This is a genomic window from Leminorella richardii, from assembly GCF_900478135.1.
GTDB classification, from domain to species: Bacteria; Pseudomonadota; Gammaproteobacteria; order Enterobacterales; family Enterobacteriaceae; genus Leminorella; species Leminorella richardii.
The window spans coordinates 3,087,759-3,112,473 of record NZ_LS483470.1; the positions used below are offsets into that span (position 1 = coordinate 3,087,759).

The 24,715-nt window shown below is 51.9% G+C and carries 26 protein-coding genes and 1 pseudogene; 13 read left to right on the forward strand and 14 right to left on the reverse strand.

Features of this window, described 5'->3' with window-relative positions:
* Positions 1 to 121 precede the first annotated feature (121 nt).
* The 7 genes from DQM29_RS14115 to citC are packed head-to-tail and all read right to left on the reverse strand — an operon-like array spanning position 122 to position 6,527.
* Positions 122 to 1,267, reverse strand: coding sequence for a 2-methylaconitate cis-trans isomerase PrpF family protein (locus DQM29_RS14115; protein ID WP_111741281.1), 1,146 nt, complete (start codon positions 1,265 to 1,267; stop codon positions 122 to 124).
* Between the two features lie 23 nt (positions 1,268 to 1,290).
* A complete protein-coding gene (citG, locus tag DQM29_RS14120) occupies positions 1,291 to 2,214 on the reverse strand; it encodes a triphosphoribosyl-dephospho-CoA synthase CitG (protein WP_232054924.1) in 924 nt (307 codons plus the stop codon).
* The gene (citX, locus tag DQM29_RS14125; RefSeq protein ID WP_111741282.1) at positions 2,211 to 2,735 is read right to left on the reverse strand and encodes a citrate lyase holo-[acyl-carrier protein] synthase; all 525 of its coding nucleotides are present in this window, start codon (positions 2,733 to 2,735) and stop codon (positions 2,211 to 2,213) included. Before citX ends, citG begins: the two co-directional genes overlap by 4 nt.
* A 5-nt stretch (positions 2,736 to 2,740) precedes the next feature.
* A complete protein-coding gene (citF, locus tag DQM29_RS14130) occupies positions 2,741 to 4,261 on the reverse strand; it encodes a citrate lyase subunit alpha (protein ID WP_111741283.1) in 1,521 nt (506 codons plus the stop codon).
* Between the two features lie 12 nt (positions 4,262 to 4,273).
* Entirely contained in the window at positions 4,274 to 5,161 is an 888-nt protein-coding gene (citE, locus tag DQM29_RS14135; RefSeq protein ID WP_111741284.1) for a citrate (pro-3S)-lyase subunit beta, read from the reverse strand.
* Positions 5,158 to 5,454 carry a citrate lyase acyl carrier protein gene (gene citD, locus DQM29_RS14140; RefSeq protein ID WP_111741285.1) on the reverse strand — a complete coding sequence of 99 codons (297 nt, stop codon included), beginning with the start codon at positions 5,452 to 5,454 and terminating at the stop codon, positions 5,158 to 5,160. Before citD ends, citE begins: the two co-directional genes overlap by 4 nt.
* Positions 5,451 to 6,527, reverse strand: a complete 1,077-nt coding sequence (gene citC, locus DQM29_RS14145) for a [citrate (pro-3S)-lyase] ligase (RefSeq protein ID WP_111741286.1) — start codon at positions 6,525 to 6,527, stop codon at positions 5,451 to 5,453. The genes citD and citC overlap by 4 nt, the downstream gene beginning before the upstream one ends.
* A gap of 411 nt (positions 6,528 to 6,938) precedes the next feature.
* Here citC and dpiB point away from each other — a divergent pair, with 411 nt between their 5' ends.
* From dpiB to degS, 5 genes and pseudogenes are all read left to right on the forward strand, one after another.
* On the forward strand, positions 6,939 to 8,525 hold the full coding sequence (dpiB, locus tag DQM29_RS14150; RefSeq protein ID WP_338418312.1) for a sensor histidine kinase DpiB: 1,587 nt from the start codon (positions 6,939 to 6,941) through the stop codon (positions 8,523 to 8,525).
* Positions 8,526 to 8,527: 2 nt separating this feature from the next.
* A complete protein-coding gene (gene dpiA / locus DQM29_RS14155) occupies positions 8,528 to 9,229 on the forward strand; it encodes a two-component response regulator DpiA (protein WP_111741288.1) in 702 nt (233 codons plus the stop codon).
* Positions 9,230 to 9,478: 249 nt separating this feature from the next.
* A complete protein-coding gene (zapG, locus tag DQM29_RS14160; protein ID WP_111741289.1) occupies positions 9,479 to 9,886 on the forward strand; it encodes a Z-ring associated protein ZapG in 408 nt (135 codons plus the stop codon).
* A gap of 272 nt (positions 9,887 to 10,158) precedes the next feature.
* A complete protein-coding gene (gene degQ, locus DQM29_RS14165; protein WP_111741290.1) occupies positions 10,159 to 11,532 on the forward strand; it encodes a serine endoprotease DegQ in 1,374 nt (457 codons plus the stop codon).
* Positions 11,533 to 11,621: 89 nt separating this feature from the next.
* Positions 11,622 to 12,679: pseudogene (gene degS, locus DQM29_RS14170) on the forward strand (outer membrane-stress sensor serine endopeptidase DegS).
* Positions 12,680 to 12,763: 84 nt separating this feature from the next.
* Here degS and murA read toward each other — a convergent pair.
* The 7 genes from murA to mlaF all read right to left on the reverse strand — a co-directional run bounded on the left by murA (position 12,764) and on the right by mlaF (position 17,674).
* Positions 12,764 to 14,026, reverse strand: a complete 1,263-nt coding sequence (gene murA / locus DQM29_RS14175; protein ID WP_111741291.1) for a UDP-N-acetylglucosamine 1-carboxyvinyltransferase — start codon at positions 14,024 to 14,026, stop codon at positions 12,764 to 12,766.
* 101 nt (positions 14,027 to 14,127) lie between these two features.
* A complete protein-coding gene (ibaG, locus tag DQM29_RS14180) occupies positions 14,128 to 14,382 on the reverse strand; it encodes a BolA family iron metabolism protein IbaG (protein ID WP_111741292.1) in 255 nt (84 codons plus the stop codon).
* 197 nt (positions 14,383 to 14,579) lie between these two features.
* Positions 14,580 to 14,903 (reverse strand): lipid asymmetry maintenance protein MlaB, encoded by a 324-nt coding sequence (gene mlaB / locus DQM29_RS14185; RefSeq protein WP_111741293.1) that lies wholly within the window; start codon positions 14,901 to 14,903, stop codon positions 14,580 to 14,582.
* Positions 14,903 to 15,529 (reverse strand): phospholipid-binding protein MlaC, encoded by a 627-nt coding sequence (gene mlaC / locus DQM29_RS14190; protein ID WP_111741294.1) that lies wholly within the window; start codon positions 15,527 to 15,529, stop codon positions 14,903 to 14,905. The genes mlaB and mlaC overlap by 1 nt, the downstream gene beginning before the upstream one ends.
* Positions 15,530 to 15,568: 39 nt before the next feature.
* Positions 15,569 to 16,084, reverse strand: a complete 516-nt coding sequence (gene mlaD, locus DQM29_RS14195) for an outer membrane lipid asymmetry maintenance protein MlaD (RefSeq protein WP_111741295.1) — start codon at positions 16,082 to 16,084, stop codon at positions 15,569 to 15,571.
* Between the two features lie 4 nt (positions 16,085 to 16,088).
* Positions 16,089 to 16,871 carry a lipid asymmetry maintenance ABC transporter permease subunit MlaE gene (mlaE, locus tag DQM29_RS14200; RefSeq protein WP_111741296.1) on the reverse strand — a complete coding sequence of 261 codons (783 nt, stop codon included), beginning with the start codon at positions 16,869 to 16,871 and terminating at the stop codon, positions 16,089 to 16,091.
* A complete protein-coding gene (gene mlaF, locus DQM29_RS14205) occupies positions 16,871 to 17,674 on the reverse strand; it encodes a phospholipid ABC transporter ATP-binding protein MlaF (protein WP_111741297.1) in 804 nt (267 codons plus the stop codon). The genes mlaE and mlaF overlap by 1 nt, the downstream gene beginning before the upstream one ends.
* 440 nt (positions 17,675 to 18,114) lie before the next feature.
* On the opposite strand from mlaF, the gene kdsD reads away from it, so the two are divergent.
* The 8 genes from kdsD to rapZ all read left to right on the forward strand — a co-directional run bounded on the left by kdsD (position 18,115) and on the right by rapZ (position 24,603).
* Complete coding sequence (kdsD, locus tag DQM29_RS14210) at positions 18,115 to 19,083, forward strand: arabinose-5-phosphate isomerase KdsD (RefSeq protein ID WP_111741298.1); 969 nt, start codon at positions 18,115 to 18,117, stop codon at positions 19,081 to 19,083.
* Positions 19,084 to 19,136: 53 nt separating this feature from the next.
* A complete protein-coding gene (kdsC, locus tag DQM29_RS14215; RefSeq protein WP_111741299.1) occupies positions 19,137 to 19,685 on the forward strand; it encodes a 3-deoxy-manno-octulosonate-8-phosphatase KdsC in 549 nt (182 codons plus the stop codon).
* On the forward strand, positions 19,682 to 20,275 hold the full coding sequence (gene lptC, locus DQM29_RS14220) for an LPS export ABC transporter periplasmic protein LptC (RefSeq protein ID WP_111741300.1): 594 nt from the start codon (positions 19,682 to 19,684) through the stop codon (positions 20,273 to 20,275). Before kdsC ends, lptC begins: the two co-directional genes overlap by 4 nt.
* On the forward strand, positions 20,259 to 20,777 hold the full coding sequence (gene lptA / locus DQM29_RS14225) for a lipopolysaccharide ABC transporter substrate-binding protein LptA (protein ID WP_232054968.1): 519 nt from the start codon (positions 20,259 to 20,261) through the stop codon (positions 20,775 to 20,777). Before lptC ends, lptA begins: the two co-directional genes overlap by 17 nt.
* Positions 20,778 to 20,827: 50 nt before the next feature.
* A complete protein-coding gene (gene lptB / locus DQM29_RS14230; protein ID WP_111742108.1) occupies positions 20,828 to 21,553 on the forward strand; it encodes an LPS export ABC transporter ATP-binding protein in 726 nt (241 codons plus the stop codon).
* A gap of 24 nt (positions 21,554 to 21,577) precedes the next feature.
* On the forward strand, positions 21,578 to 23,014 hold the full coding sequence (gene rpoN, locus DQM29_RS14235; RefSeq protein ID WP_111741302.1) for an RNA polymerase factor sigma-54: 1,437 nt from the start codon (positions 21,578 to 21,580) through the stop codon (positions 23,012 to 23,014).
* Between the two features lie 21 nt (positions 23,015 to 23,035).
* Positions 23,036 to 23,557 carry a PTS IIA-like nitrogen regulatory protein PtsN gene (gene ptsN / locus DQM29_RS14240; protein ID WP_111741303.1) on the forward strand — a complete coding sequence of 174 codons (522 nt, stop codon included), beginning with the start codon at positions 23,036 to 23,038 and terminating at the stop codon, positions 23,555 to 23,557.
* A 173-nt stretch (positions 23,558 to 23,730) separates the two neighbouring features.
* Positions 23,731 to 24,603: an RNase adapter RapZ gene (gene rapZ, locus DQM29_RS14245; protein WP_111741304.1), complete on the forward strand. Its 873-nt coding sequence runs from the start codon at positions 23,731 to 23,733 to the stop codon at positions 24,601 to 24,603.
* Positions 24,604 to 24,715 lie beyond the last annotated feature (112 nt).

The following is a 24,715-nucleotide window of genomic DNA, read 5'->3' on the forward strand; positions in this document are numbered from 1 at the left end:
TAATTAGCTCTATCGCTAAAAGTACCTAATGAAAAGGCGCCTGCAGAAACAGACGCCTCTACACTCGGCTTTTTAGCCTTTAGTGTAATAGTTCAAATAAACGGGTAAGAGCTGGACTTAACTAATATACTTCTACGTCGCCCTTCATTAAAATACGCGCTGTACGATATACAGTGCCATTTAATGCTGAAAACGTACCCTGATGATTTTCAACATTCGCACTTACAGAAAGAATCCCGCTACAGTGCCCAATATTTAATTCATCTTTATGATTAATTGAGCTGGTAATCTCATTAACCAACGTACCCTCTATTTTTGCCGCTACGCCAATACATACGCCGCCGGTAATTGCCAGTACGGGATGGAGTTTCCCCATAGACAGCATACGGGCCTGAATATCAATACTGTCCTGGCTGATCTGTTCGCCCGGTAGGCTAGTATAGCAAGCGGCTGGTGCGACAAAACAGAACTTCGGCACGGCTTGACTATTAACCCGAGCATCGTCCATGTCTTTAGCTAATCCAATAAGCACAGCGGCAGCTTCTCGAATAGAAAGCATACGTCTTAACAGCTCAGGATCGCTGTCAATTTGTGCCGGAAGCTCACCGCCGGTTAGGCCAAGATCAGCTGCTCGAACAAATACCAGAGGGTTTGCCGCATCCACGATGGAAACTTCTACGAGGCCATATCCGGGAACGTCAATGGTATCTTTTGCGTTGCCCGTTGGCAGCAGTTTACCGGTCACTGCACCACCGGGGGACAGGAAGTCCAGCTGAATACGCGCTCCTGTACCGGGTACACCCGAAATAGCAAACTCACCGTCATAAACCACTTTACCGTTCTTGACCGGCACATGTGAAACGATGGTTTTTTTAGTATTGGTGTTATAGATCCTGACCTGCGTTACGGGCTCAGAAATCTCATCCACCAGCCCTCGCTCAATGGCAAAAGGGCCTACAGCAGAGGAAATATTACCGCAGTTTCCCTTACGGTCTACGGCATTAGCGCCAGTCTCAACCTGACAAAATGTATAGTTAACGCCGTTTTTTTCTTCCGGCCGCTTACTGACGATCATGGCTTTGCTGGTTGTTGAGGTTCCACCGCCCATGCCGTTGATTTGACGACCAGAGGGATCGCTGCTGCCGTATATTTTACAAAGCCAGTCATTCTGAACGGCTACGTCAACAGGCAGATCGGCCTCGACAAAACACCCCGCCTTGCTGGTGCCTCCCCGCATCCAAAAGCAGGGGACGCTATGACTTTCCATACAAAAACCTCCAGTAACAATGATTATTCGTTGCCATTCTTTCCGTATGACTCAGGAAACTGAGCTAAAAACCAGGTCACAATAAGCAGATCCGCGCAGCCTCCCGGGCTGAGATTCCGTTCAATGCACTGGCTGTCAAACGCCTTGAGCCGGGTGATGTAGTCTGGCTGAGTAACGCCGCCGTCCGCTAAAAACCCGCGCGCCGTTTCCTGCATCCAGCGAAGCCCCTCTATGCCTCCGCGCGAGGCGACGTTGGTATCGCCATTGACCGCCATCAGGCTAAGCAGCGCCTGAAGCAGCGCACGCTGAGGATCGATATTCTGAGAAATAAGCTGCTGGTAGACAGGAAGTGATATTGTGAGCACTGACGTAAAACCCGATTCGGCTTCACCCCGAGCCCCGGTAAGGCCGTATTCTTGGTATAGCCGCTGGCCCGCAGTAAGAGAACGGTTATTTTGAGCAAGCTCACTAGCGACCATGCCCTGACACATGTCCGCCACTTCTTTACACAAATTACGCTGGGTAACGGCGCGCTGATTAGCCACCAGCCGCCCCATTGCAGTCGCCAGCAGACCAAGAGAGAAAATCGTGCCTTTATGGGTATTTACGCCGGATGTCGCCTTGTACATTGAAGACTCACAGGCCAGCCCTAGTGGGCGTATACCGGTAAGTACCTCACGGCTACTCTGCCTGTACGAACTCATGCCGTACTCCACAAAATAGGGGATCCATGCCCTGATGGCGTCGGCACTGCGGTAGAAGTCGGTAATCTCCATATCCTTATGGGCACCGCTGTTTCGCATGTCCACCAAACCAGGCTTCGGCGTCAGGTTAACTTCATTGAGCATGGCACTGTGCGCCAGATGGCTACAGCGAACCACCCAGGGAAGCCTATTAATTTCGAGGGCAGCGGGCCGTTGAATAGGGTCTGTTGATTTCAGCATCATGGGAGTAGTGCCTCCATGGCCTGATGCAGCTCAGAAAGCGAATGGGTTCGCTCACGAGCACAAAGGCGCGCATCTCGGGAACACACCAGACAGCTTCGAGGCGCCAGCCCAAACATCTGGCGAGACAGGATCCCCTCAGGGCCTATCACATCGATGTCCCAAAGGCGCCCTACTGCGCTTTGCTGTTCCAGCTCAACGCAGGCGCGCTTAACTTCTTCAGGCGAAAAATCAACTGCCAACAGCCCTTCTGGGCCGGTTGGCAGACAAAAAACCGCTTTATCTACTGTGCGCCAGCCTTTCTCCGCGAGTAGCGAGGCCAGCGACTGCCAGGCGATATTGAAAGCCCGGCGGGAAAGCAGAGTGTCTTTACACTCTCCCGGAACGACGATCGTCAAAGAAATGAGCGTTACTGCATAACGGCTCATCCACTCCTGCTGCCTCTCCTGACGCATATCCCTGCTAAGCAATACCTCCTCTAGAGAAACGCGGCGTTCTTCAACAAGCTCCGGGAGAATGTTCACTGTGTTTACTCTTTAATCTGTCTAACGACGTCAAGCACCGAACCGTCGCGATAGCGAACGACGGCTACGACTCTGTCGGTAAACTCAATCGGCTGAGGCTTACCGGTGATGAGCTCTGCGCGATCCCGCAGTTGTTCAATGGTCATCAGCGAAATCCCTGCCTGAGTCAAACGCTCGATCAGATCCTGACGCGCTGGGTTAACGGCAATACCGTGATCGGTGACCAGCACGTCTACGCTGGCTCCCGGTGTCACTGTCGTCAGCACTTTATCAACGACGCAAGGAATGCGACCGCGGACTAAAGGAACCGTCAGAATGGTTAAGTCAGCACCTGCCGCTGTATCGCTATGCCCGCCAGACGCGCCGCGCAGTATGCCGTTGGAGCCAGTCATTACGTTCACGTTAAAGTTCACGTCAATTTCCAACGCGCTCAGCATCACGACGTTCAGACGATCGCAGCTCGCCCCTTTTGACGTCGGGTTCGCGTACTGATCGGTAGAAATCTCAATATGATTTGGGTTTTGCGCCAAAGAGCGAGCCGCATCGCCGTCAAAAGACTGTGTATCAAGCAGCACTTTGATCAGGCCTTTTTCATGCAGATCGACCATGGTGCCGGTGATCCCACCGAGACCAAAGCCCGCCGTAATGCCGAGGCGACGCATTTTGTCTTCGAGGAAGCGGGTTACAGCCAAAGAAGCGCCGCCAGAACCGGTCTGTAGAGAAAAGCCGTCTTTAAAATAGCCAGAGTGTTCAACGACGCTTGCCGCCATACGGGCAATCAACAGTTCACGAGGGTTGCTGGTCAGGCGAAGCGCACCGGCGGTGATTTTTGCCGGATCGCCCACTTCTTCAACCTGAACAATCAGATCGACCTGATCCTGAGCAATACTCGCCGGGTAGTTAGGGTAGTCCACCCAGGCTTCTGTCAGCAGCACAACACAGTTAGCGTGAGCAGCATCCACCTGCGCATAGCCTAAAGAACCACAGCGGGACTTGCCGCTAAAGCCGTTGGCGTTGCCAAACTCGTCGCAGCACGGTACGCCCAGAAACGCGACGTCAATATTCAGCTCACCGCTTTCAATCAGGTGAACACGCCCACCGTGAGAGTGGATGTGTACGGGGTTTTCCATCAGGCCGGCTGAAATTTCTTCACCCAGCTTGCCGCGCAGGCCTGAAGTATAAATCTGGCTAACCACGCCGTTTTTAATATGCTCAATCAGCGGCCAGTGGGCGTCAATCAGCGAACTTGAAGCCAGAGTCAGGTTGCGAAAGCCCATTTCTGCCAGCTTCGCCACCACCATATTCACCACTTTGTCCCCACCGCGAAACGCGTGGTGAAAAGAAATGGTCATGCCGTCTTTCAGGCCTGAACGACGGATGGCGTCCTCCAGCGAATCACACACTTTACGGTGGCGTTTTTCCGATTCGTTTGCTAACCACGGGCTTTTTACTGCAATGCCGCTGTACGGCTGTAGTCCTTCCGGCATGACGTACTGTTGATTCAGCATCTCTACTGTCTCTTTCATTTCTCTTTCCTCTTAATCACGAATGCCGGAAGCGGATAGCGCCACAACTTTGCGGGCGTAATCGATGATTGGCCCGTCTATCATCTTGCCGTTGAGCGACACAACGCCTAGGCCCCGTGCTTCAGCGTCTTCTGCGGCGGCGATAACTTCATGGGCGTGCTCCACCTCTTTGCGCGTCGGCGCATAGGTTTGGTGCAGCAGCTCAATCTGACGCGGGTTAACCAGTGACTTTCCGTTAAAGCCCAGGCTCTTCGCCAAACTTGCCTCTTTCAGGAAGCCTTCTTCGTTATTAATGTCGGACCAAACCACGTCATAGGCAGCAATACCGGCAACGCGCGCCGCGTGCAGTACCGCACAGCGGGCATAGAACAGTTCAGTACCGTCACCGCGGCTGGTCCCCATGTCCATAACGTAGTCAAACGCCGCCAGCGCTATCGCGACCAGACGAGGGCTAGAGGTGGCAATTTCAATGGCGTTAACAACGCCCATTGCGGACTCAATGGCAGCCATCAGTTTGGTGCTGCCCACTTCGCGCCCGCACTCACGCTCAATACGCTCAACGTGCGCTTCCAGCTCTAAAACATCTTCTTTGCGGTCAGTTTTCGGCAGGCGAACCATCTTGACGCCCCCGCGCACTACCGCTTCAAGATCGGCAAGGCCGAAAGGCGTATTGAGCGGATTAATACGCACCACGGTTTCAATGTTCTGATACAGAGGATGTTGCAGAGCGTGGAACACCAGCAGGCGTGCGGAGTCTTTTTCACGCAGGGAAACGGCGTCTTCCAGATCGAACATGATGGAATCCGCTTCATATACAAAAGAGGTGCTCAACATAGCGGCGTTAGCGCCGGGAACAAACAGCATACTGCGGCGGGCGCGTTGTGATAGTTGCGGCTTCATTTCAAGGCCTCCCAAGGTAGCGTTTGGCAGTCACTGGCTCTAAGCAGTGACGCCTGTAAACGAGCCCGCAGCACGCACTCCAGCGCGCCCTTATCGTCAACGACAAGCTGAACGCCGGTAACGCCCATTCTGGACAGCGTGTCCATGACGGTTGCCCGAATAGCATCGCCAAACTGCTTCTCGACGCTGCTGTTCAACTGCAGGTCAATATCCGATCCTTCGATCGGGGCGACCCGCACCATGACATCGCTTGATTCAAGCGTGCCGGCTACGGCTTCTTTGATAATTTTCATAGTTCACCCATGGTAATAACGGAATCTTTAGTCGGAGCGTCCGTAGACGTCTGGCGAAGGAGCGGACTTTTTAGCAAATATTGATAGGTACACTCCGGCACCAGATGAGAAATGGTTTCCATCTGCCCTTTAGACAGTAAACGACGCACCCACGAGGCCGAAACGGCTGTTCCTTCGTGCTGAACACGCTCAATTTCAACCAGCTCAATCGGTGGGCAGGACAGCTCAGGCGTGTTGAGCCAGTAGCGCATATCGGCGTTGTATTTGCGGGTTACTTCGCAAAAAGGCTCAGTGCCCACAAAGCGATGCGTCACGCCCAGAGCTGGCGCGAGATATTGACGGAAAATTTTGAGGTCAATCTCGGTATAACAGTTATCAACAATGCCCTGCTCTTTAATGAAGTAGCAGGGGAAAGTGGCGCGAGAAATCATGTATTCCGAACCGGGATAAACCGTCAGGTTAGGAATATTGGCTGTTCCTTCCGTCACCAGCTTTAGGCGATCGACGTAGGGAAACGTTGACGTGTTCTCTTTCACCAAAAAGAGGTGCAGCCAGTCACACTGTGAAGCCGCCTGCTGAACAAGAAACTGATGCCCTAAAGTGAACGGATTTGCGTTCATGATAATGCAGCCAATTTTGTCGCCAGCCTGGCGGGACTTCGCTAGCTGCTCACCGTAACGCTTAAGACGACAGCTGCTGTTTTCCATAAGAACGACGGTGCCCGGCACTGAAGCAATAGGAAAAAAACCGCACTGTCGAAACAGCTCTTCGTTTTGCGTTTTGGTATAGATAAACAGGTGAGTATGGTGGCGCTCATAAGCCAAATTGACGAGCTCTGTCGCTAACGAAAGAGCGATCCCTTCACCGCGAAGATTTTCGCTTATTGCAACGCACTTTATAATGTTATCGGCAATTCCACCGCAGGCGATTATTTGAGAGCCGCGCGTAAGGGTAATAAACTCTTCAATGGAAGTATCAATATTCAAGTCGTTATGGCGAAGGAATTTTGCGATCTCCGCAACTTTTTTAAACTCCGACCGTTTTACTCGATTGAATATTGTTGAATTATACATAGTCCATTCTCTATAAATGCATTAATAAAACAACAAAGGACATAAGGGTGGGCGATTCAAAAGTCACCCGCCCCGATCATTAGTCAAAACGATAGCTCAGCGTCCTGCGCTGACAGGCCGCATAAATGAAAATATCTTTTTAATCATTAGAAATGTTAAGTTAATTGACTAATAATACAGCGATCTACATCATATTAATTCACCCTAATCAGTTAATTGATCTGCTTCACAGATAACTGAATAAATAGAAATAACTTAATGGTTTTTATTTGCTTAATTAATTAAATGCATTTTATAACCAAATTAATTATATTTAGCATTCTGGGACATCGTAAAAAATTAAATAATAGAAGTGAATGTTAAATGCACCTTAAACTAACCAAAGACACGATAAAGGGTATGCTAAGAAACATGTCATTCAAATGGCGCGTTTTTCTGCTGCTGCTCGTGGTCTTTACCCTGCTTTTTGGCGCACTGAACACTTTTATGGAGTACCAGCTAGATAACTATCTCACAGAGAAAGTCAGCGAGATCGCCATGAACCAGGCAAAAATTATTGCCTCTATGGACGACGTCATCGAAGGTGTCGAGCATCGCGACACGACCAAGCTGAAAAAGATTGCCGATCGGCTAAGTATGGAATCCAACTTCAGCTATCTGGTCATAGGCGATGAGCACTCTGTCAGGCTTTATCACCCTAATCCCGAAAAAATCGGCTACATCATGCAGTGGAACAAGCCGGGCGCGCTGGAGCGGGGGGAAAGTTACATCATTAGCAGTGAAGGATCCATGGGGCTGGCACTGAGAGCAAAAACGCCTATTTGGGATAAAAATAACAAAGTCATCGGCGTTATCTCCTTAGGCTATCTCAACAGCAAAATCGATATCTGGCGTTCAAACCAGCTGCTGCCCCTTACCAGCGCCCTGCTGATGATCCTGTTTGTACTGATTTTCCTTTCATGGCAGTTCTCCTCGCACATTAAGAAACAGATGATGGGCATGGAGCCTGCAGAAATAGCCCGCGTCCAGCGCCAACAGGACGCACTGTTCGACGCGGTGTTTGAAGGCCTCATAGCTGTCGATACCGAGGGAAAAATCACCGCCATCAACCAAAATGCACAAAAAATGCTAAGGCTGACCGGCGCGCCGAAACACCTTATCGGTCAGGGAATCAAAGCCCTGGTAACCCCTTCAGACTACTTGACTGAAAGCCACGGCAACAACCGCATTGACGACCTGCTCGTTCTCAACGGTATCAAAATTATCGCTAACCGAGTCGGCATCTGGATAGACAGCCAGTTCCAAGGGTGGGTCATCAGTTTCCGCCGACAGGATGAAATCAATATGCTAAGCGCTCAGCTTTCTCAGGTTCAACAGTATGTAGAAAACCTGCGCACGCTGCGCCACGAACACCTGAACTGGATCTCAACCATCGGTGGCCTGCTTCAGTTGAAGGAATACGAGCGCGCACTGGAAATGGTGAAGTTTGAATCCTCCAACCAGCAGTCTCTTATCGACAATATCAGCAGCATGTTCAAAAACCGCTTAATTGCAGGGCTGCTGTTTGGTAAATACCACCGCGCTAAAGAGCTAGGGCTTGAAGTCAACTTTGTTTCAGGGTGTTCACTGAGTATAAATCCTGGCCCACTGGCAGAAAACGAGCTCGCCAGTATTTTAGGCAATCTGCTGAATAACGCCTTTGAAGCCACACTGAAGAATCCGAACAGCAGTAAAACGATTGAATGCTACATCTCAGATGAAGGCGAAGAGCTAGTGATAGAGATCTCCGATCAGGGATCCGGCATCGACCCCAAAATTCGAGACAACATTTTTACCCGAGGCGTATCGTCTAAACAGAGCGGCGACCACGGGATTGGGCTTTACCTCGTGAAGACCTACATCGATCAGTACCAAGGAACGATTACTATAGAAGATAACGATCCCTACGGTACTGTATTTTCTATCTTTATTCCTAAAGGGACAGCAAAAGGAAATTAGTCATGAAATACCTGAACATCTTAGTGATAGAAGATGAAACGCCGCTGGCCGAAATGCACGCTGAGTTCATTAAACGCCATAGCCTGTGCCGTCAGATATGGCTGGCTGGCAATCTGGAACAGGGTCGCATGATGATAGCTAACTTCAAGCCTGACCTGATCGTTCTTGACAACTATTTGCCCGACGGCAGGGGAATCGAGCTGCTGCAAGAGCTTTCCGCCGCAAAGTATCAAGGGCAGATTATCTTTATCACCGCCGCCAGCGATATTGAAACTGTCGCCGATGCAATTCGCTACGGCGTATTCGACTATTTACTCAAGCCGGTTTCCTACGATCGACTGGAGCAAACTCTTGAGCGTCTGAGCCACCTTCACCGAGTGCAAAAGCAGGCTGAAGACGTCAGCCAGTCGCAGGTTGATGAAATGTTCAACACCTTTGCCCGCATTCAAACCAAGCCCACCATGCCCATCGGCATTGATGAAATTACGCTGAAAGTCGTGCAGGAAGCCTTTATCGATAGCGAAGAAGAAGCGGGATACACCGCTGAAGACATTGCTAAAAAACTGGGATTAAGCCGCACTACCGCGCGCCGCTATCTGGAATACTGCACAAAAGAGAACTTTCTTAAGGCTGAAATCATCTACGGTAAGGTCGGTCGCCCACAGCGCATTTACCGACTGAGCCAGAGGGAAAAGCAGGTTTAATGTACCGAGGGAACGCTAGTCGCTTCTCGCCCGGTCTTTTGAGATTAAAAAAGCGATTTTATCGTGATAGGATGTCACTGCGTGAGTAGTGCCGTTCCCCCAACCCTACATTTCTGGGTATATTTTCGGGTGTATTTCCGAGTATAGTGATGTACAAGAACACGGGGGAACAGCAAGCGACTCTGTCGCTTTTTCAGCCTTTCGTCAGGCTGGTTCTTCTGTAATTTATGACCGTAACAAGGAGTCATTATGACTTGGGAATATGCACTGATTATCGGCTTAGTCGCCGGGCTTATTATTGGCGCTCTGGCGATGCGGTTTGGCAACAGGAAACTGCGCCAGCAAACAGCACTGCAGCAGGAGCTTGATAAAAGCAAAGCAGAACTGGAAACCTACCGCCAAGAGCTGGTTAACCACTTTTCCCACAGCGCTGAGCTGCTTGAAAAAATGGCGCAGGACTACCGCCAGTTCCACAAGCACATGGTAAAAAGCTCCAGTACACTGCTCCCTGATATGGCTACCAGCAATCCCTTTAGCTACCTGAATTTTAAACCTGAAGCATCGGGTCACGAAGACACGCGCAGCGACACAGACCACCCTCCTCGCGACTATTCCGAGGGTGCATCGGGTCTGTTTCGCCCGGAGCGCAAAGAGTAAATAAATACGCCACTCCTCGCGGTGCCGTGCAAGACGGCGCCGCAGTCTCCAAACGAATATTACCTTTCTTTACGTTTTACGCCGTCCCGCGCGCTGACTGGATTTGAAGCCGATCACATTTCTGAATTAATCCCCTCCCGATGTCATTAACCACTTGTTTATGAACTTTTTGAGCCTATATCGAGTCTTAGATTAGCTACAGTTAATTGTGAAACAGCCGTCTAGCGCGGCTCCACCCAAGTTTGAAGGTTGGTATTGAGAGTCTATTATCCATGAAGAAAACAACGTTACTATTAAGCGCCCTAACCGTTAGTTTAGGTCTGTCTTTTTCCTCAGTACCGGCAGCCAATGCCGCCCTGCCGATCTCCGTCGCAGGTGAACAAACTCCAAGCCTGGCACCAATGCTGGAAAAAGTATTGCCTGCCGTCGTTAGCGTCTACGTAGAAGGCACACAGGTTCAGCGCAAGCGCATTCCCGAAGAGTTCAAATTCTTCTTCGGGCCAAACATGCCGTCTGAACAGCAAAGCGTGCGCCCTTTTGAAGGGCTAGGCTCTGGCGTCATTATCAATGCGGAAAAGGGCTACGTCGTTACCAATAACCACGTGGTCAACAATGCGGACAAGATCCGCGTCCAGCTCAATAACGGAAAAGAGTATCAGGCCAAGCTTATCGGTCGTGATGAACAGTCTGATATCGCCCTGCTCCAGCTCATTGATGCCAAGGAAAAAGATCTAACCGGTATCAAACTGGCAGACTCTGACTCCCTGCGGGTCGGCGACTTCGCCGTTGCAGTTGGGAACCCGTTCGGCCTCGGCCAGACTGCCACCTCCGGCATTATCTCTGCACTGGGTCGCAGCGGGCTGAATCTGGAAGGTTTTGAAAACTTTATCCAGACCGATGCCTCAATCAACCGCGGTAACTCCGGCGGCGCGCTGGTTAACCTTAACGGTGAGCTTATCGGCATTAACACTGCCATTCTGGCGCCAAACGGCGGCAACGTCGGCATCGGGTTTGCTATCCCCAGTAACATGGTGCAAAGCCTGACTGAGCAGTTGATCAAGTACGGTGAAGTCAAGCGCGGCATGCTGGGCATCAAGGGCAGCGAAATGACGGCGGAAATGGCGAAAGCCTTCAAAGTCGACGCACAGCGCGGCGCCTTTGTCAGCGAAGTTATGCCGAAGTCAGCAGCGGCTGCCGCGGGCATTAAATCCGGCGACGTTATCGTCTCCCTTGACGGCAAAACTATCAGCAGCTTTGCTGAACTGCGCGCTAAAGTTGCAACAGCCGGTGCCGGTAAGAAAGTGAAGATGGGTCTGCTTCGCGAAGGCAAGCCAATGGAAGTCGACGTTGAGCTGCAAAACAGTGAACAGTCCGCTACCAGCGCAGAAACGCTTATGCCTGCTTTACAGGGTGCAACACTGAATAACGGTGAAGCCAAAGGCAATAAGGGGATTGTGATTAAGGACGTTGAGAAAGGCTCTGCTGCCGCTCAAAGCGGACTGCGTGCAGGCGACACCATTATTGGCGTCAACAGCGAACGCACACAAAACCTCGGTGAACTTCGCAAGATTCTGGACAGCAAGCCTAACGTTGTTGCCCTGAATATTTTACGCGGCGATGACAATATCTATCTGATCCTTCGTTAATCCCGATCGCAAAAACGGATACGGCAATGTGCCGTATCCGTTTAAGTCATGTTATTCTTAGTTACCTTCCCTTTTTTCTGATGAACTGCATGCTTGCCAAACTGTTACGCTCAGTCCTTATCGGCTTAATTATTGCCGCAGCGCTGTTGACCATTTTTCCGTCGCTGCGCGATACGTCCGGCCTGTTGGATAATTCGCTTTCGCTCTCTATTGGTGAAGCCCCTATGAGTTACAACAGTGCAGTCAAGCGAGCAGCTCCTGCTGTCGTCAACATTTATAACCGCAACATTCACAGCGAAAACGGCCCTGGGATCAACACGCTGGGTTCCGGCGTTATCATGAATAAAAAGGGCTACATCCTGACAAATCGGCACGTTATCGTGAACGCCGATCAGATTATTGTTGCGCTACAGAATGGTCAGATTGACGAAGCGCTGGTTGTCGGCAGCGACACTCTGACTGACCTTGCGGTGCTAAAAATTCAGGAAGGAAATCTTCCCGTAATCCCAACCAATACGAAACGAACTTCCCACGTCGGCGATGTTGTTTTAGCTATCGGCAACCCCTATAACCTCGGCCAGACGGTCACGCAGGGCATCATCAGCGCCACCGGACGGGTCGGCCTGAGTCCCTACGGTCGCCAAAACCTGCTACAAATTGACGCTTCAATTAACCACGGCAACTCTGGAGGGGCGCTGGTCAATACCCTCGGAGAACTGGTCGGCATCAACACCCTGTCGCTGGATAAGCGAACCGACGGCGACACGCCTGAGGGTATCAGTTTCGCTATTCCTATTGAGCTAGCCGTTAAAATTATGGATAAGCTCATTCGCGACGGCCGCGTCATTCGCGGCTATATCGGCATCGGCGGCGGAGACCTTAGCCGCGTTCAGGCTCAAAGTGGCCCTTCGATCGCCTACAGGGAATACTGGTCAGGTCGATAACTCCGGGTGGCCCCGCTGACCGTGCAGGCCTACAGGCCGGTGACGTACTGTTAACTGTGAACGGTAAGGCGGCTAATTCAGTTCTGGAAGTGATGGATCAAATCGCTGAAATTCGTCCGGGAACTAATATCCCAGTTGACGTCATGCGAAACGGTCAAAAGATATCCGTCACCATCATGATTCTGGAATATCCAGCGACCTAGGTACAAAAAAGAACCTACAAAATAGAGGGGGAGCATTTGCTCCCCCTTTGCTTTTATTGCGTTCTCATACAGCAGCAGCGGAACTTAGTCCTCTTGCTTTACGCGCTGAATATTCGCCCCTAGGGCATTCAGCTTTTCTTCAATGCGCTCATAGCCGCGGTCAATATGATAAATGCGGTCTACGGTCGTTACGCCGTTAGCAATACAGCCCGCCAGTACCAGGCTGGCAGAAGCCCGCAGGTCTGTCGCCATCACCTGAGCCGGAGAAAGCTTCTCCACGCCGTGACAGATCGCAGTATTTCCCTCAATCTCCGCGTGAGCGCCCATGCGGATCAGCTCAGGAATGTGCATAAAGCGGTTTTCAAAAATCGTTTCGGTAATAACGCCAGTGCCTTCAGCCACCAGATTCAACAGAGAAAACTGCGCCTGCATATCGGTTGGAAATCCCGGATGCGGAGCAGTGCGAACGTTAACGCCGCGTGGACGCTTGCCCTTCATGTCGAGACTGATCCAGTCCTCGCCAGTCTCGATCTCCGCACCCGCTTCTTTCAGCTTGGCTAACACAGCGTCCAGCATGTCTGGGCGCGTGTTGCGGCACATAACTTTGCCGCCGGAAACCGCAGCCGCCACGAGGAAAGTACCGGTTTCGATGCGGTCTGGCAGAACATGGTAAACGCCGCCGCCAAGGCGCTTAACGCCCTCAATCGTGATGCGATCGGTACCGGCACCGGTAATGCGTGCCCCCAGCGTATTGAGGAACTCAGCGGTGTCGACAATTTCCGGCTCGCGAGCGGCGTTTTCAATTACCGTAGTACCTTCCGCCAGCGTCGCGGCGCTCATGATGGTAACGGTCGCGCCAACGCTGACCTTGTCCATGACGATGTGGGCACCCTTAAGGCGACCGTTTACCGTAGCTTTTACGTAGCCTTCTTCAAGCTTGATGTCCGCTCCCAGCTGCTCTAGGCCGCTGATATGCAGATCGACAGGGCGAGCGCCGATGGCACAGCCGCCCGGCAGAGACACTTCACCACGCCCAAAGCGAGCAACCAGCGGCCCCAGCGCCCATATTGATGCACGCATTGTTTTTACTAAGTCATAAGGGGCGCAAAGCTCAGTCACGCTGGAAGCGTCAACGAAGATAGAGCCGTTGCGTTTAATGTTTACGCCTAGGCGGCTGAGCAGCTTGATAGTGGTATCAATATCTTTCAGCTTGGGAACATTTTTCAGTTCTACCGGCTCTTCCGCCAGCAGTGCAGCAAACAGGATAGGCAGTGCGGCGTTCTTCGCGCCTGAAATAGTGACCTCACCGGAAAGGCGCGTAGGCCCCTGTACTCTAAACTTGTCCATAACCGTTATCTCTTAAAGTAAAACTGTCATCATCATGTACTCCTTCAGTGAAGTGATTGTGTGTTTATAGGTATTTTTCTTCACTAAAGGTAAAAAGTGGCTTAGAGGCCGTTCAGTTTGCGATCTCTCGCCCATTCAGCCGGGGTATACACTTTGATCGATAGCGCATGAATACGGTTATCGGAAATATATTCCATCAGTGGAGCATAGATGGTCTGCTGCTGTTTGACTCGGCTCATACCGGCAAAGATTTCACCAATGGCAATGACCTGAAAATGGCTACCGTCACCGGTAACGAGAACGTCCTGCAGGCTTAAAGCATCCATTAAAACTTGTCTGATAAGAGTAGTATCCATGCGCTTTTCTGTGCTCACTGAGTTAAAGATGTCCGGCTCCGGACGGAACCAACGCGTATTCTACGCCTGAAGAGCGGCGAGACGCCACGATCATTATTTCGCGACGATAAAAAAACGTACCGGCACATTTTACGGTGCCGGTACGTGAGCTGATGCAGTCATTAATAGAGGGCAACAGCGTGACTGTCACTATGGTATCACAACCCGTCAGCCTGGCTCAGCAGATACGGCTGAATTATTTGCTGTAGATTATAGAGCGCAATCAGCGACTGCAGCTTCTCCGTCATCCCGGACAGCCTGACAGAGTGCCCTTTAGCAGAAGACTCATCCAGCAGATAAACCAGCATAGCCAGCCCCGGAGAGTCCACGCGCTCAAGCCCGGCGACGTCAAGAGTATGGACATCGGACGCCATCAAAGAGTGGCGCGCAGTCCACAGCGGCATCAGCGTTTCGCGGTTCAGATCGCCGCTTAACGTGACGACGCCGTCAGCAGACTGCTGGCTTAGCGAGGCCGTAGCCATTACTTACTGTCCAGCTTGATAGGCTGCTTAGAAAGAGCGCTCAGCTGGCTGGTTAAACCGTCAACACCGTCACGGCGCAGCGTTTCCGCCCACTCGTTCTGCTTGGTGGTGATCATGCTGATGCCTTCGGCAATCATATCGTAAGCTTTCCATTCACCGGTTTTGCTGTTTTTACGCCATTGGAAATCCAAACGGATTGGCGGACGACCGTTAGTATCGTTAATAGTGATACGGATAGAAATATTATCTTTACCCTCTAGCGGCTGCTCTGGGGAGATCTGATAGCTCTGGCCGTTATACATTGCCAGCGCCTGACCGTAAGCCTGCTCCAGATAGGCCTCAAAGGCAGGCATATAGGCATTGCGCTGAGCCGGTGTTGCATCTTTATAGTAGCGGCCAAGCACCAGCGCCCCTGCATACTTCACCTGAACATAGGGGATCAGCTCTTCTTTTACTACCGTTTTCAGATAGTCAGGATTTGATTTGATCTTAGGCTGTTCGTTCTTTAAGCGATTGAACGTCTTCTCTGCCGCAGCCTGCATTTCCTGATACGGATTGTTTGCGGCAGCGTTCACCGCTAAAGGCGCAACGACAAGAAGCGCGGCCATCATAAAACGTTTAAACATAATGGTTCCTCTTTACTGCTAGTAGTTGTTAGCTAAAAATCAGTGAGCGCTCTGCGGCTGCTCAGCCGGCGCCGATTCCTGCTTATCATCGCCGCTCTTATACAAGAACTGCCCAATAAGGTCTTCCAGCACCATGGCTGGCTTGGTGTCTTTTATCGTGTCGCCGTCTTTAAGAATAGACGTTCCCATCTCCTCATCCTCAAAGCCAACGTTCAAGGCTAAAAACTGCTCGCCGAGCAGGCCCGCTGTGCGGATCGACAGTGAGCTGGTGTCAGGAATGTGGTTATAGCGCGACTCAATGTCGATCGCGACGCGCGGCAGATAGGTTTTCTCATCCAAAGAGATTTCCGTGACTCGGCCAATCAGCACGCCGCCGACCTTAACCGGTGAACGCACCTTCAGGCTGCCGATGTTGTCAAACGTTGCATAGACGCGGTACGTCGGCTCATTCCCCAACGACTTGATGTCCGCTACCTTTAAACATAGGAAAAGCAGTGAACAAAGCCCAATAAGCATAAATACGCCTACCCATATTTCCGTTTTTTTACTTTGCATCGATTTAGTTCCCAAACATCATTGCGGTAAGTACAAAATCCACACCTAATACAGCAAGAGACGCATGTACTACGGTACGAGTTGTCGCCTGACTAATGCCTTCCGACGTTGGAATACAGTCATAGCCGTTGTGCAGCGCGATCCAAGTCACCGTGACAGCAAACACCGCGCTTTTAATAAAACAGTTCAGTATATCGGTATGCCAGCTGACAGAATCCTGCATCGCTGACCAGAAAAATCCGCCGTCAATGCCCTTCCAGTCAACGCCGACCATCGCGCCGCCGAGAATGCCCACGGCAACGAAAATCGCTGTCAGTAAAGGCATGCTGATAAATCCGGCCCAAAATCGCGGTGCGATCACCCGACGCAGCGGATCGATAGCCATCATTTCTAGGCTAGACAGCTGTTCAGTCGCCTTCATCAGCCCGATTTCCGCTGTTAACGCGGAACCCGCACGCCCGGCAAACAGTAAAGCTGTGACCACTGGCCCCAGCTCTCGCAGCAGCGACAGCGCCACCATCATGCCGAGGCTCGCCTCCGCGCTGTAAGTGGTTAATATAAGGTAGCCCTGTAGCCCCAGTACCATGCCGATAAACAGGCCGGAAACGATAATAATCAGCAATGACTGAACGCCTACGACGTACAGCTGTTTGAGCAGCAAAGGCCACTGCTTGCGAAATTCCGGTGAGCCCACTAGGGCGCCATAAAGCATCGCACCTGAACGACCAAACGAGCCGATAAAATGAATGCCCCGGCGCCCTAAAGACGCCAACGTCTGTAGCAACATCAGCTTAATAACTCCGTTTTATAATCGCCGGCGGGGAAGCGGAAAGGCACAGGGCCGTCCGCAATGCCGTCCAGAAACTGACGGGCTCTAGGGTCTGGATTAGCCCGCAGCTCGGTGGGCGAACCTTGAGCAATGACGCGGTGTTCCGCCACGATGTAAGCATAGTCTGCGATGCTTAACACTTCGGGAACGTCGTGAGAAACGACGATGCAGGTAATACCCAGCGCGTTGTTAAGCTCATCAATCAGCTTAACCAGTACTCCCATAGTGATAGGATCCTGACCAACAAACGGCTCATCAAACATGATAAGTTCAGGTTCCAGCGCAATGGCTCTGGCCAACGCGGCTCGGCGAGCCATACCGCCAGAAAGCTCAGACGGCATCAGATTTGCAGCCCCGCGCAGCCCTACCGCTTCAAGCTTCATTAACACTGTGCTGCGCACCAGCTCTTCTGGCAGGCGAGTATGTTCCCGCAGGGGATAGGCGACGTTTTCAAACACGGTTAAGTCAGTAAACAGAGCTCCGGACTGAAACAGCATGCTCATTTTTTTACGGACTTCATAAAGGCGACGACGGGAAAGTGAAGGAATGTTGTCCCCGTCGAAAATGATTTCGCCGCTGCTGGGAGCAAGCTGCCCGCCAATAAGCCGCAAAAGTGTGGTTTTACCAATGCCCGATGGCCCCATGATCGCGGTGACTTTACCGCGCGGCACTGTCAGGTTGATATCCTGAAAAATTGGGCGGCCGCCGCGAAAAAACGACATGTCGCGCACTTCGACCAGGTTTTCTGTCGATCTGTTCATTCACGTCCTTAACTGTCACTGTCAGGATGAGATACCCTATGCGTCCATCATAAGTATTTATATACTTCAGCTCAACTCTCTACCGCACGCCAAGGCTAACGGTAAAGCCACGCTTCACGTATGTTCTTCATCCGAAATACGACGACTATTATGACTAACACTGCACCATAAAAATGTGCCTTTACGCGAAATTTACACAGCGTCCGGTACGCCTTCGCGATGTCACTACTGTGCGGATAGATATAGCCTTATAATAGCCGCTATGGTTCTTATTGTCGGTATTTTAACGTTTCATCATCAGCAATTGTACAGGCAAAAGCCCTACGGGTTTGCGATTAACGCCGTTGACCTGTTACGCTTAGCCACATTTTTTAAGGCTTCCTGACAGACAACTGCCGCTAGGGTGCGGCAATAGCTTATAAACACAGTGAGAGAGCGCGATGTCCAATTTTAACTTCCAGCAGGCGGGAAAGCAGGTTCTTGATATAGAAAGAGCCTCACTAGAGCAGCTTTATCAATACATCAATACAGACTTCGACCGCGCCTGTGCCATGATGCTGGCCTGTAAAGGCAAAGTGATTGTGATGGGAATGGGAAAGTCCGGCCACATTGGGTGTAAGATCGCGGCCTCTTTCGCCAGCACCGGAACGCCTTCTTTCTTTGTTCATCCGGCGGAAGCCAGTCACGGCGATCTCGGCATGATCACTGCCGAGGACGTGGTTATCGCCATTTCTTACTCTGGAGAATCCAGCGAAATCATGGCGCTGGTTCCGGTGATTAAGCGCCTACAAATTCCGCTGATCTGCATGACCGGCAATCCCAACAGCGCCATGGGTAAAGTCGCTGACGTTCACCTATGCATTCACGTACCGCAGGAAGCCTGCCCCCTCGGGCTAGCGCCAACCAGCAGCACTACCGCAACGCTGGTGATGGGCGATGCGCTAGCTGTAGCACTGCTCAAGGCCAAGGGCTTTACCGCCGACGATTTTGCCCTATCACATCCCGGTGGCGCACTGGGGCGCAAGCTGCTGCTGCGCGTTAGCGATATCATGCACGCTGGCGATGAGATCCCACGAGTCAGCGTTGACGCTACTCTGAGGCAGGCACTGGTGGAAATCACCAGCAAGAATCTTGGCCTGACGGTTATCTGCAATGACGATATGATTATCAAAGGTATATTTACCGATGGTGACTTACGCCGCATCTTCGACCAGAATATTGACATCAGAGAAGCCAAAATTGCCGACGTGATGACCAAGGGCGGGATCCGGGTTTTACCGTCCATGCTGGCGGTTGAAGCCTTAAACCTGATGCAGTCTCGACACATTACCGCACTCATTGTTGCAGAGGGCGATCTGCTCAAAGGCGTCGTACACATGCATGATATGCTGCGCGCAGGCGTCGTTTAGGGCAAAATAGAGCGTTTACGAAACTCGAACTGAGCGTTTTGAAGAGTATTACTATGATAGAGACGTGCTATGGCACTGTAGACAAAGGCATTTTCCAAAAGGCGGCCGCCATACGGCTGCTTATTTGTGACGTGGATGGCGTCATGTCCGACGGCCTTATCTATATGGGCAATCAGGGTGAAGAGCTGAAAGCGTTCAACGTGCGCGACGGCTACGGCATTCACTGCCTGATCACCTCTGGCATTGAAGTGGCTATTATTACCGGCCGCCAGTCCAAGCTGGTGGAAGACCGTGCAAAAACGCTGGGAATCACGCATCTCTATCAGGGGCAGTCGAACAAGCTGCCGGCGTTTGACTCCCTTTGCCGCACTTTATCTATCCAGCCAGAAGAGATTGCCTATATTGGCGACGATCTTATCGACTGGCCAGTGATGGCAAAGGTTGGACTTTCTGTATCGGTTGCCGATGCCCATCCCTTACTTCAGCCTAAAGCACACTACATCACCCGCAGGCCGGGAGGCCACGGCGCCGTTCGCGAGCTGTGCGACCTTATTTTACAGGCGCAGGGCAAGCTTGAAAGCGCGCAGGGGCTATCAATATGAGCAAACTCAAAACGCTAATCACTGTCCTGCTAACGCTGGCGGTTCTGGGCCTGATTGGCTGGAATCTGGCGGACACCGATGCGCCTCAGCCTGTTGCCCCCCCTGATGATAAAGAGCCGACTTACCAAAGCCAGCAGATGATAACCATCGTGTATAATCCAGAAGGCCTACTGAACTATAAGCTAACGGCAGAGGACGTGAAGTACTACGCCAAGCCGGAAGACACTTGGTTTACCCTTCCGGTGATGATCATCTTCGATAAAGAGCAGGTTGCCATCTGGTCGATTAGGGCAAACCGTGCGAAACTGACGAAAAGCCGCATGCTCTATTTATACGGCGATGTGGAAGTCAACAGTCTGACCACCACGTCGCAGTTGGAAAAAATCAAAACTGACAACGCTGATATCGACCTGACTACGCAGGACATCAGCTCTGACGATCGCGTCACGCTTTATGGGGCAAGTTTTACCTCTGAAGGGATGAAGATGCGCGGAAATCTGCGCAGTAAAACAGCGAAGCTGATTGAAAAGGTAAAAACCTATTATGAAGTTCAACCAAAAGCCGGTAACGAAAATGCACCATCACCCTAAAGTCGGCCGAGTGGCGCTTATCGCCGCTGCGCTGCTTTTGACCAGTACCTCGGCGTTTGCGCTAAAGGATGACACAAACCAGCCGATCAATATTACGTCAGCCCAGCAGTCACTGGACATGACGGGCAATATTGTGACCTTTACCGGCGACGTGGTGGTTAAACAGGGCTCTATCGACATTCGCGCAGATAAAGTTGTGGTCACACGCCCTGAAAACGACAAAGGGAAAGAGGTTGTTGAAGCTTTCGGCAACCCCGTCACTTTCTATCAGATGCAGGACAGCGGCAAGCCGGTAAAGGGTCACGGCCAGAAGCTGCGCTACGAGCTGGCTACCGACTTTGTCGACCTAACGGGCAACGCCTATCTGGAACAGCTGGACAGCAACGTTCAGGGCGATCGGATCACCTACAAGGTCAAAGAGCAGAAAATGGAAGCCTTTAGTAATAAAGGCAAGCGCGTCACCACGGTTCTGGTGCCGTCCCAGCTGCAGAAAAAGAATTAACCACGGCGCGCTTGCTGGCGCGTGATGAAGAGAAGAGTAAACAAAAACGCATGGCAACATTAACAGCTGAGAATCTGGCAAAGGCCTACAAAGGCCGCCGCGTCGTAGAAGACGTCAGCCTGACGGTGAACTCAGGCGAAATCGTCGGCCTGCTTGGGCCTAACGGCGCGGGTAAAACGACCACCTTTTACATGGTTGTCGGCATTGTTCCGCGCGACGCTGGATCTATCGCTATCGACGGCGAAGACATCAGCCTGCTGCCTCTGCATGCTCGCGCCCGCCGCGGGATCGGCTATCTTCCTCAGGAAGCGTCTATTTTCCGGCGGCTGAGCGTTTACGATAACCTGATGGCGGTTCTTCAGGTTCGCAACGACCTAAACAACCAGCAGCGTGAAGATCGCGCTAACGAGCTGCTGGAAGAGTTCCACATTGACCACCTGCGGAAAAACCTGGGTCAGTCTCTGTCCGGCGGTGAACGCCGTCGCGTCGAGATTGCCCGCGCGCTGGCCGCCAACCCCAAATTTATCCTGCTGGATGAACCCTTTGCCGGCGTTGACCCCATTTCCGTTATCGATATTAAAAAGATCATTGAACACCTGCGCGACAGCGGCCTGGGCGTTCTGATCACCGATCACAACGTTCGCGAAACGCTGGACGTCTGCGAGCGCGCCTATATCGTCAGCCAAGGGCATCTGATTGCCCACGGCACGCCGTCCGCCATCCTAGAAGACGAGCACGTCAAGCGCGTGTATCTGGGCAATGAGTTCAGGCTTTAAGAAAAAGAGACGCTAAGCGGTACTATGAAGCAAGGTTTACAGCTCAGGCTAAGCCAACAGTTAACCATGACGCCCCAGCTACAGCAGGCCATTCGCCTGTTGCAGCTGTCGACGCTTGAGCTACAGCAGGAGATTCAAACCGCGCTGGAAAGTAATCCGCTGCTTGAACAGGCAGACGTTCACGACGAAATTGAGTCTCGAGAAGCGCCAGAAACAGAGCAGCTTGATACCAGCGAAGCGCTACAGCAGTCGGATATTCCTGAAGACCTCCCGCTAGACGCATCCTGGGACGAGATCTACACCGCTGGCACCCCGTCGGGTACACGCAACGACTACGGTGACGACGAACTCCTCGTGTTTCAGGGTGAAACCACGCTGACGCTGCAGGATCACCTGATGTGGCAAGTAGATCTCACGCCCTTCACCGATCTGGATAAAGCGATTGCGATAGCCATTATCGACGCCGTTGACGACGCGGGTTATCTTACTGTTTCACTAGAAGACATCGCCGAAAGTCTCGGCCAAGAAGATGAAACCGTAGAGCTTGATGAGCTCGAAGCCGTGCTTAAGCGCGTTCAGCGCTTCGACCCCGTCGGCGTTGCTGCGCGGGATCTGCGCGAGTGCCTGCTGGTTCAGCTGTCCCAGCTGGATAAAACCACGCCGGGCGTTGCCGAAGCGCGGGAAATCGTCTCTGAGCACCTGACTCTGCTGGGCAATCACGACTTTAGAACGCTATTAAAACTGACTCGAATCAGCGAGTCTTTGCTCAAAGAGGCCATGCAGCTGATCCAAAGCCTCGATCCGCGCCCCGGCCAGTCGATACACAGTAGCGAATCCGAATACGTTATTCCCGACGTTCTGGTGCGAAAAGTGCACGGTAAATGGACGGTAGAGCTTAACGGAGAAAGCACGCCGCGCCTGCGCATTAATCAGCACTACGCATCGATGACCAATACTCACAGCGCCAGCGACAATCAGTACATTCGCAGCCACCTCCAGGACGCAAAATGGCTGATAAAAAGCCTGGAAAGCCGTAACGATACGCTCTTGCGCGTCACTGAGTGTATCGTTGAGCGGCAGGAAGCTTTTTTTGAGTCCGGCCCTGAGTTTATGAAGCCGATGGTGCTGGCGGATATAGCTCAGGCTGTCGACATGCATGAATCCACTATCTCGCGGGTTACAACACAGAAATTTCTACACAGCCCGCGGGGCATATTTGAACTAAAATACTTCTTCTCCAGTCATGTGAATACGGAGAGCGGCGGCGAAGCATCCTCTACCGCCATTCGCGCGCTGGTGAAAAAAATGATCTCGGCCGAAAACCCCGCCAAACCGCTCAGCGACAGTAAAATCGCCGATATGCTGGCGGAACAGGGAATGGTGGTCGCCAGAAGGACCGTGGCAAAATACCGAGAGTCGTTATCTATTCCTCCTTCAAACCAGCGCAAACAGCTGATTTGATCCTACGGTTGCCATAAGACAATGAGCACGCTATCTACAACACAATTACGCGCAATTCTTAAACCCGAAAGCACTCGCTGTGCGGTTCACTGCTCCAGCAAAAAGCGCGCGCTGGAAATCATCAGCGAGCTGGCGGCCGAACAGCTAAATATCCCTACTGCAACGGTATTTGAAGCCATTCTCAGCCGCGAACGCATGGGTACTACCGGCATCGGCGCCGGAGTGGCGATCCCCCACGGCAAGCTGGAAGAAGACACTACCCGCGCCGTCGGCGTTTTTATTACGCTGGAACAGCCCGTCAGCTTTGACGCGGCGGACAACCAGCCAGTAGACATTCTGTTCGCCCTGCTGGTGCCATTTGACGAATGCCAAAGCTATTTGGCAACGCTTTCTGCCATCGCAAAGCGCTTTGGTGACAAGACGTTCTGCCGCCAACTGCGCATTGCACAAACGGATGCCGAACTGTACCAACTGCTGGTTGGTACAGAAGAAGCGCCGGCAGAAGAAGTCGATATCGATGAAGAGCCACATGACGAAAAATAATGGCACAAGTCGGCTGTTGTCATGTAGAGTGAAAGCCGTTATCAGTAAATACGGCGACAAATAAGCGTAGTACACGCCACTGAAGGCAAACGAATTATCATGCGCCGCTGCAGCTCGTTCGGCGGGCTAACGCAGATGAACATCGTATTACGATCATTAAGGGGAAGAGTAACATGGTGCTGATGATTGTCAGCGGCCGTTCCGGCTCGGGGAAATCCGTCGCGCTACGCGCACTGGAAGACATGGGATTCTACTGTGTTGATAACCTGCCCGTAGTGCTGCTGCCGCAGCTGGCAGAGACGTTAGCCAAGCGCGACACGTCCGCCGCCGTTAGCATTGACGTGCGCAACCTGCCAGAGACACCAGAAATTCTGGAAGAAGTGCTGAACAGCCTGCCGGGCGACTTCACGCCTCAGCTCCTGTTTCTGGACGCTGACCGCAATACGCTGATCCGCCGCTATAGCGATACCCGTCGCCTGCATCCGCTGTCGAATAAGAATCTGTCTCTGGAAAGCGCCATTGACGAAGAGGATGCTCTCCTCGAGCCGCTCCGCTCTCGCGCCGACCTGATTATCGATACGGCTGAGATGTCTGTTCACGAGCTGGCCGAAATGCTCAGAGCGCGTCTGCTCGGCAAGCGTGAACGCGAGCTGACAATGGTGTTTGAATCCTTTGGCTTTAAGCACGGTATTCCTATCGATGCCGACTACGTGTTTGACGTGCGGTTCTTGCCTAATCCCCACTGGGATCCCAAGCTTCGCCCGATGACCGGATTGGACAAGCCGGTGGCGGCGTTTTTGGATCGGCATACCGAAGTTCACAACTTTATCTACCAGACTCGCAGCTACCTTGAACAGTGGCTACCGATGCTGGAAACCAACAACCGCAGCTATCTGACTGTCGCTATCGGATGTACTGGCGGCAAGCACCGTTCGGTCTATGTCGCTGAACAGCTGGCTGACTACTTCCGCTCCCGCGGCAAAAACGTTCAGTCCCGCCATCGGACGCTGGAAAAGCGTAAAAATGACGGTAAAAATGCGGGCTAAAGAGGGAGATAACCCATTAGCCATTGCCTTATTTTGCTGCTATGATGAGCATAATTAACACACATTTTCACTATGGCGCTCGGCTTTAACAAAGAGTGCGTCATAGAGCGAT

Bases quoted from the DNA above. Each gene is read 5' to 3' on its own strand.
- rapZ (WP_111741304.1), top strand. From the start codon at position 23,731: ATGGTGCTGATGATTGTCAGCGGCCGTTCCGGCTCGGGGAAATCCGTC.
- citG (WP_232054924.1), bottom strand. From the start codon at position 2,214: ATGATGCTGAAATCAACAGACCCTATTCAACGGCCCGCTGCCCTCGAA.
- mlaF (WP_111741297.1), bottom strand. From the start codon at position 17,674: ATGAACAGATCGACAGAAAACCTGGTCGAAGTGCGCGACATGTCGTTT.
- citF (WP_111741283.1), bottom strand. From the start codon at position 4,261: ATGAAAGAGACAGTAGAGATGCTGAATCAACAGTACGTCATGCCGGAA.
- lptC (WP_111741300.1), top strand. From the start codon at position 19,682: ATGAGCAAACTCAAAACGCTAATCACTGTCCTGCTAACGCTGGCGGTT.
- murA (WP_111741291.1), bottom strand. From the start codon at position 14,026: ATGGACAAGTTTAGAGTACAGGGGCCTACGCGCCTTTCCGGTGAGGTC.
- ibaG (WP_111741292.1), bottom strand. From the start codon at position 14,382: ATGGATACTACTCTTATCAGACAAGTTTTAATGGATGCTTTAAGCCTG.
- lptB (WP_111742108.1), top strand. From the start codon at position 20,828: ATGGCAACATTAACAGCTGAGAATCTGGCAAAGGCCTACAAAGGCCGC.
- dpiA (WP_111741288.1), top strand. From the start codon at position 8,528: ATGAAATACCTGAACATCTTAGTGATAGAAGATGAAACGCCGCTGGCC.
- mlaD (WP_111741295.1), bottom strand. From the start codon at position 16,084: ATGCAAAGTAAAAAAACGGAAATATGGGTAGGCGTATTTATGCTTATT.
- rpoN (WP_111741302.1), top strand. From the start codon at position 21,578: ATGAAGCAAGGTTTACAGCTCAGGCTAAGCCAACAGTTAACCATGACG.
- kdsC (WP_111741299.1), top strand. From the start codon at position 19,137: ATGATAGAGACGTGCTATGGCACTGTAGACAAAGGCATTTTCCAAAAG.
- zapG (WP_111741289.1), top strand. From the start codon at position 9,479: ATGACTTGGGAATATGCACTGATTATCGGCTTAGTCGCCGGGCTTATT.
- ptsN (WP_111741303.1), top strand. From the start codon at position 23,036: ATGAGCACGCTATCTACAACACAATTACGCGCAATTCTTAAACCCGAA.
- mlaB (WP_111741293.1), bottom strand. From the start codon at position 14,903: ATGGCTACGGCCTCGCTAAGCCAGCAGTCTGCTGACGGCGTCGTCACG.
- DQM29_RS14115 (WP_111741281.1), bottom strand. From the start codon at position 1,267: ATGGAAAGTCATAGCGTCCCCTGCTTTTGGATGCGGGGAGGCACCAGC.
- mlaE (WP_111741296.1), bottom strand. From the start codon at position 16,871: ATGTTGCTACAGACGTTGGCGTCTTTAGGGCGCCGGGGCATTCATTTT.
- mlaC (WP_111741294.1), bottom strand. From the start codon at position 15,529: ATGTTTAAACGTTTTATGATGGCCGCGCTTCTTGTCGTTGCGCCTTTA.
- degQ (WP_111741290.1), top strand. From the start codon at position 10,159: ATGAAGAAAACAACGTTACTATTAAGCGCCCTAACCGTTAGTTTAGGT.
- kdsD (WP_111741298.1), top strand. From the start codon at position 18,115: ATGTCCAATTTTAACTTCCAGCAGGCGGGAAAGCAGGTTCTTGATATA.
- citE (WP_111741284.1), bottom strand. From the start codon at position 5,161: ATGAAGCCGCAACTATCACAACGCGCCCGCCGCAGTATGCTGTTTGTT.
- citD (WP_111741285.1), bottom strand. From the start codon at position 5,454: ATGAAAATTATCAAAGAAGCCGTAGCCGGCACGCTTGAATCAAGCGAT.
- lptA (WP_232054968.1), top strand. From the start codon at position 20,259: ATGCACCATCACCCTAAAGTCGGCCGAGTGGCGCTTATCGCCGCTGCG.
- citC (WP_111741286.1), bottom strand. From the start codon at position 6,527: ATGTATAATTCAACAATATTCAATCGAGTAAAACGGTCGGAGTTTAAA.
- dpiB (WP_338418312.1), top strand. From the start codon at position 6,939: ATGTCATTCAAATGGCGCGTTTTTCTGCTGCTGCTCGTGGTCTTTACC.